This is a genomic window from Okeania sp. SIO2F4, from assembly GCF_010672385.1.
GTDB lineage: Bacteria > Cyanobacteriota > Cyanobacteriia > Cyanobacteriales > Microcoleaceae > Trichodesmium.
In genome coordinates, this window is record NZ_JAAHGT010000533.1 from 1 (window position 1) to 6604 (window position 6604).

The window sequence follows — 6604 nt, forward strand, 5'->3', positions numbered from 1 at the left end:
CCTTCGCTAACGCTAACAGCAGTCAGCTTATTCAAGGTGTATAATGGGGGATTCTTTCCCCCCCCCACGCAAAGCGCACCACTAATTTTTTCGCTCCTCTTGTGGGGGACCGTTACCCTCCAATTGAAGAGCGCTCCAGCTAAATGCGCTCAAGCTGATAGCTAGTTAATGGAGGTATTTTTAATACCTCCTATTTGATTTTTGGGATAATTATCATCTACTTATAACCTGATTATCTATAGTTTTTCAGCAACGCCTGGGCATAATGGTTATTAATAAGAACATTTTCACGTCTTGTGTTTTCAGCGAGGCAATTATCGGTTTAACGTACTTCAGTTGATGTTAATTATCCCACATCAAATTTTTCTCCGCGTTAATAATTCCGATTCAAGAGATAAATCGAACTTCATTGAAATTGGTGTAACGAATATGTGGTGCAACAACAAAGCGCTTAATGTCCTTCACAAGCTCCTCATTCTGACTCGTCAAAAAACCTACTTTGCCAATACCGTCAATTCCAAATTGTCTTCGCATTCCACAGGTTGTGATAACTAAATCTGAGCGACTACTCACACTAGCCACTGAAACTTGGTCATTTTCTATTGCTTCAGTTCCTGAAAAATGTCGTAATTGAGTCAGGAGTCAAGAGTAAGGAGTCAGGAGGAGAGAGAACCACTTTCATTTAGTAATTATGACAGCGGGAGAATTTTTTTATGTCTAATCAAACGTATTTGATATTATGATTAGATGAAGCGATCGCCTCTCCCTTACGGTTTTAACCAGAGGTAATTATCCATTATCAATTATCAATTAATGAACTACCTACCTTAATCGTTCAAGTTTGGGTTTAGGGAGAACGGGTTATAGAATTTTTAGACTTCCCATTCTCCCAGATCAAAAATTTTGGCAGAACTTTTAATGACTATTTATTCTTAGTTTTAAACTGTTCTAACCATTCCTGAATTTGAGTAGAAGCAATATCTCTTCCTCCCAAACCAAAAGCTAAAGCGATAGCTACTGCCATTGCTCCCATGAAAAGTCCAAAAGCTAGATTGACAATGCTAGTAGCAATACCCATTTGTTGCAGAGCCATAGCTGAGACCAATACAATAATTCCAATCCGAGCAAGCTGACCCAAAAGTTTGGCTTGAGAATTACCAGAACTGGTAATTAAGTTATAAGCAAGGTTAGCCAAGTACAAACCTATGGCCAACACTACCAAACCATAGAGAACCCGACCTGCAATTAATATTACTACATTGACAATTAAGGTCAGAGCCTCAAGTTGCATAATCTGAGTAGCTGAAACTGTAGCAAATAGGATAATGGCCACAAAAGCTACAAAGCCAACAATTTCAGATGGAGTCCGCGTAGTACCAGGTTCACCCTGAATTACAGTTGCATTTGGGTCGCTAGATGGGGAAGATGGTGGAGTGGAAGTTAAACCAAGCCAATTGAAAAGGTTATTAAAGCCAATACTTGTCAGAAGATTAGTAACTAAATCTTTAACAAATTGACCAACAAAGTAAGCAATCGCAAGAACTACAACAGCCGCAAAGATTTTGGGGACAAATGTCAGAATATTGTTGAGCATCGCCACTGCTGGAGTAGTAATGGCCTCAATATTCAGAGCACTCAGAGCAGCGATCGCTACAGGAATTAATATCAGTACATAAACAACGGTACCAATAATCGCAGAAAGATTTTGACTGCCACTGGTTTGACTCATGCCCAACCTGCTGCCCATTTGATCCACACCTGTAGCAGCGAGTAGATTAGTAACAACTTTCTTAACCACAGTAGCGAGTAACCAACCAACTGTAGCTAGAATACCAGCCTTCAGAATCCTGGGTAGAGCTTGTAAGATTTGATCCACCATGTTTTGAACAGGTTGTAGAGCAATCTGTAGTTGCAAAGCTTCCAGAATTACTGGTAAGAATAGCAAGAAAATCAACCAATAGATGGCATTAGCAATAGTATCGCTAACATCCATTTGACTTTCTGCTTGTCCATCACTGACCTGCTGATTCAGACGGTCATTTAAACCAAATGTTTTAAGTCCTCTGCTTACTGCTAATTTAGCTATAGTTGCCACTAACCAGGCAATACCTAGCCAAATCAGGGCAGCCGCTATATTAGGTAAGAAGCTAGTTATTTCTGTGAGGAAAGCATTGAGAGGTTCAGAAACTGCGGTTAGCTGAAGCTTGTCAAAGAAGGCTATCAGAACAAAGATCATAATGATCCAGAACACTACAGAAGATATCCATTTCTCCACTGGTAGATTCTGAGCTTGTTCCTGACTGCCTGTCACCCAACTAGCAATTTTGTTATCAATATTAGTCTTCTTGAATAGTTTTCCAACTATGCCGGAAATAATCCCAGCAACTATCCAGCCTACAACGAGAATTGCAATTGCTGTTATCATGTCCAAAATTAAAATTTTGTTAAAATTTTGGGACAGCATATCTACAGGAGTTGTTGGAGTTTGTGCGAAAATATCTGAGGCTAACATCGAATTAGCCTGAATTGGTTCACTGAGGTTGATTGATTGTGTGATGCTTTGCCAAGTGCCATTCATGCTTTTCTTGGGTTAATGTGAGTTTGAATTAGCAATCATCAGATTGCTTTTATATGTCTAATAGCTTGAAGTTGACATCCTCTCTGGCCTTTAGGCACAGAGATACTTACCGAGCCGTAGCTCCTCAGTGGGTTGACGTTTCATTAGATACTGCTACCTTTGACGATAGTCTTACGCTTCCCTTCACATCCGTTTAATGTCTCCGAATGCCCTCCGGCGACTAATATATTTATTGTTGCGTTAATGATAATGCTTTTTTTGAAACAAAATCAAAATCAACTAAAAAGTAGCCCGCGCCTCGGCGAGGCTTTAGACCCTATTTTTCGGTAACTATGCAATTTAGTCAAGTTTTCGAGCAACATATTTTAATTCGTGCCAGTGCCACTATTGTAGAACGTTGTATTACAGATAACATTCTCATGCACAAGTGGTTAAATCCAATGCTACGTTGTGAACCTGTAGGTAAATGGGATACATTTGTGGGAAGTCGTAGTAGATTCATCATAAATATTCCTGTTTTACAACCATCCCTATATAGTGTTGTAGCTGAACGAGAACCTGGTTTAATTGTTTGGGAATTTCAGGGTTTTTTCCAAGGTCGCGATCGCTGGGAATGTCAACCTGAACCTGAAGGTACTCGTTTATTAAATCGTTTTGAATTTGAGATACCTAATCCTATAATAAGGTTTGGTTTTAATCAGTTTGCTGCTCCATGGACAAAAGCAGATATGGAAGCTCAACTAAGACGCTTGAAGAGAGTAGCAGAGGAGCAATACTATCAGTAAATTAATTAATAATTAAATAATTCAGATTGTCCAGTCAATCTTCTTCTTAGAAAGAAGATAAAATTCTTAATTGCTGAACAATAAGTAAGGTGAATATTGATGGTGAGGTGGGGTGAGGGAGAGTAACAAAACAATGATAAATCGTTTAATACTATTTATTTATTTATCTAACCAATAGGGTATTATCTCTTTTTAGTTCCCTATTTTCTGATCTTCCCAATTTCCCCATCTCCATCTCTCTCCAAAGATTTTAAGAGTTATGGCTAAGGAATAGGTCTTTTTAGTTCAAACTTATCCTGCTCTTTTCCCTCTTCCTTCTTCCTTCTTTTATAAATTTCTATTACTGTCAGATTATTCGCAAAATATTTTTTGCACCTGTGGTTGTTCTCTGACAAAATCTAGTCCTCTTTTGGCAAATTCTATAGCCTGTACAAAAAATGTTTCAATACCTTTAGCATCAATGACAATTTGATCTGTCCATTTAAAGTTTTGCACCAGTTCTAAAAATGATACTTCTCCATCAGCAATAATTTTATTAACTGTCTCAATAAGATCGTTAGTTACTGTCGCTACATTACTATTTGGAGAAAAATAGCGACTAAATTCTTCAATAGCAAGTTCACCATAACGTGATTCTAATAATTTATTGACAAAATCGGCTTTAACCTCTAATTTATAACTAAAAATTTCCTGAACTTTATCTATATTTTCCTGACTAGCATTAGCTGTTAAAAATAGTGACTTTAATTGCTCAGACTGTTCTCCTGTATTGGCAAATTTCACTAAATCAGAAATAGCTATAGGTATATTAATTGATTCATAAGTAATCTGAATTTCATCTATCGCATCTGCTGGTTGAGAAGTAAAGATTAAAATACTAGAAATAATTGTTACAATTCCTGCCAAGGAAATGTAGAAAAACTTTGATAATCCTTTACTTAAACCAGCAAATTTGAATAATTTGTTCTTCAATACCCCTAAGTTTAAAATATTTTTCATTCTGCTCTTCCTCACAATTTAATGGCTAGATTTGTTCAATGTTTTTTTTGTCTTATATATAAGGTCTGAAATATTAGATATCAAGTTCCCCAGAGCTAATTTATTAAAGATGATATAAAGAGAACCTGATAGAGCTAAGTTTAATATTTAGTTTATGAATCAACTCCCAGATCGGAAATATTCAGTTATAGATTTTTGCTCATTCTATCCAGTAATTGTCTAATTATCTCTACATCATCAGCTTGAGGAAGATTCACTAGATAAGTTTCTAAATCTTGACGAGCTTCTATCCAAAGATTTAGCTGATAATATAATACGCCTCGGTCTCGTTTTTCCATAACTGCATTTGGAAATAATAGTAAAATCCGATCGATAGCTGCAATAGCTTTTAACCCCTCATTTCGGTTCAAATAAATTGCTTTAAGATTTGTCAACATTCGTGTTAAAAACTGTTTATTACTTACAGTTGCCAAAAACTGAGGTTGTAGTTCCACTGGTTGACCATAAATTTTGGCCAACTGTTCTTGACAATCTTGAGGAAAAAGAATTTCACCTTGGTTAAAAGCATCTACATATATACCAACTTCTTCAAAATTAGGTCGAATTAAGAAATGTCCTGGCATTCCAATACCCACCATAGGAAAATTAATTCTTTTAGCAATTTCAAGATAGACTAGGGATAAAGTAATTGGAATTCCAGTACGTCTTTCAATTACATGATTCAGAAAACTATTTCTTGGGTCATAATAATCAATTGTATTTCCAGTAAAACCTAAATCATTATAAAGATAGTTGTTAATACTCTTAATAATTTGTAAAGGATAGAGAGTTGCTGGTAATGTTTCTTGGACTTCATTTGCCATTGTATCAAGAGCATTTAGATACTCATCGGGGTCAAATTCTCTGTCATCTTCCAAAGCTAAATAAAGAGCGGCTTTAGCTAAATCTATTTTTTCATCAGATTTGTTAATTTCTGAATAAAATAACTCTCTATATGGGGAACAATTCATATTAGTACCTAGTCATTATTTTACTTATCAGTTATCAGTACCTTCTATAAAAGAGGAGACTTGAGAGGGAAATTTTTCACTCAGAATTAAAATTACAGCAGTTTCCTACTTGATAAAGTAGATATATTGATGGTGTTAGGGAGCAGAAAAGACGGGTCAGAGGATAGGGAACAAGCCAAAAATATTTACCCCGTTAGTTGTAGCACATTAATCACCTATAGGGAAACTATCGAATTTGCGAGGTATAGTCAGGAATTAGAATAGTTTGGGAAAATTTACTCATTCCAAATATTTTAAGTTTAATTTTGCCTACCTACTTCGTTAAATTTATAATCTAGTAATTGATAAAAATGTTTTTTTGTTCGTTGCTATTTGGTGATTTTCCAGAATTAGAAAATAGAGTTATCACCTAATTTCGTATAACTTGATTTCTTCTTCTCTATCAGATATTTAGGTATCAGTTGATCGGTCAACAGTTAATATTTTTTCATTTTGATAATTTCTGAAAAAATATTTAATTCATAACTTTTTCCTTCTTCTTTATTCCGTTAAACTGAAATAACTATATTTTCTCTTACCTCTTCCTTTCTGCAAAAATATTGAATTTATTTCTTCTTCCCTCTTATACTATTTCTCAAAAACTTCTCTACATTTTCTTGAGTAGGGAAGTAGGGGAGTGGGGAGGGGAGGTAAATATGAGAATAATTAATATAAAATGCCTAATACTTATCGAAAAAGTTATTCTGTCTGTGTTAAATACTTAATAACTGAAGTAGCATCAAATTATAGCATTAATGCATGTTCATTAATGGATAATGGATAATGGATAATTATACCATGCATGAAAAAAGAATGTTACAAATACTTGGATGCAATCACTTTTGAAATATTGGATACTGACAGGCGATGTAGCTACGCTAGGTTGCGCCAACGCTACCTAAATATTGGCCATTGATCGAGCATTAACAATAAATTCCCATTCAGTTATTCGAGCTACTACTTTTTGGGTCAATACCAAGGGTGAAAAAACAATGTTACGAACAGTAAGGGAGATAAAAAGATTTTACAGCAAATGCCCCTTTGATAAAGCGGTGCGACCCCGCGACCTCCGGGTATCTCTTTCAGAGACGCTCCGCTCACGGCAGTTGCGTGACTGTCGCTTAACCCGCAAGGGCGCACTGCACTCACCGTCTCACGGCGCAAGCGGTCGGAACCCGGCGAGGTCTCCTCGC

Annotated in this window: 6 protein-coding genes; 2 read left to right on the top strand and 4 right to left on the bottom strand. The window is 36.1% G+C overall.

All coding sequences use genetic code 11. The features are described 5' to 3' along the window. Positions 1-387 precede the first annotated feature (387 nt). Positions 388-582: a hypothetical protein gene (locus tag F6K22_RS26745; protein ID WP_293105069.1), complete on the bottom strand. Its 195-nt coding sequence runs from the start codon at positions 580-582 to the stop codon at positions 388-390. A gap of 340 nt (positions 583-922) precedes the next feature. Beyond that, on the bottom strand, positions 923-2578 hold the full coding sequence (locus tag F6K22_RS26750) for a mechanosensitive ion channel (protein ID WP_293105072.1): 1656 nt from the start codon (positions 2576-2578) through the stop codon (positions 923-925). Positions 2579-2910: 332 nt separating this feature from the next. On the opposite strand from F6K22_RS26750, the gene F6K22_RS26755 reads away from it, so the two are divergent. After that, on the top strand, positions 2911-3363 hold the full coding sequence (locus F6K22_RS26755) for an SRPBCC family protein (protein WP_293105075.1): 453 nt from the start codon (positions 2911-2913) through the stop codon (positions 3361-3363). Positions 3364-3714: 351 nt separating this feature from the next. Here F6K22_RS26755 and F6K22_RS26760 read toward each other — a convergent pair whose 3' ends face one another. Both F6K22_RS26760 and F6K22_RS26765 read right to left on the bottom strand, forming a co-directional pair. Then, the gene (locus F6K22_RS26760) at positions 3715-4362 is read right to left on the bottom strand and encodes an alpha/beta hydrolase (RefSeq protein WP_293105078.1); all 648 of its coding nucleotides are present in this window, start codon (positions 4360-4362) and stop codon (positions 3715-3717) included. A 185-nt stretch (positions 4363-4547) separates the two neighbouring features. Further along, positions 4548-5372 (bottom strand): SirB1 family protein, encoded by an 825-nt coding sequence (locus tag F6K22_RS26765; RefSeq protein WP_293105081.1) that lies wholly within the window; start codon positions 5370-5372, stop codon positions 4548-4550. 944 nt (positions 5373-6316) lie between these two features. On the opposite strand from F6K22_RS26765, the gene F6K22_RS26770 reads away from it, so the two are divergent. Beyond that, the coding region (locus F6K22_RS26770; protein ID WP_293105084.1) for a hypothetical protein at positions 6317-6604 on the top strand (288 nt) is incomplete at its 3' end.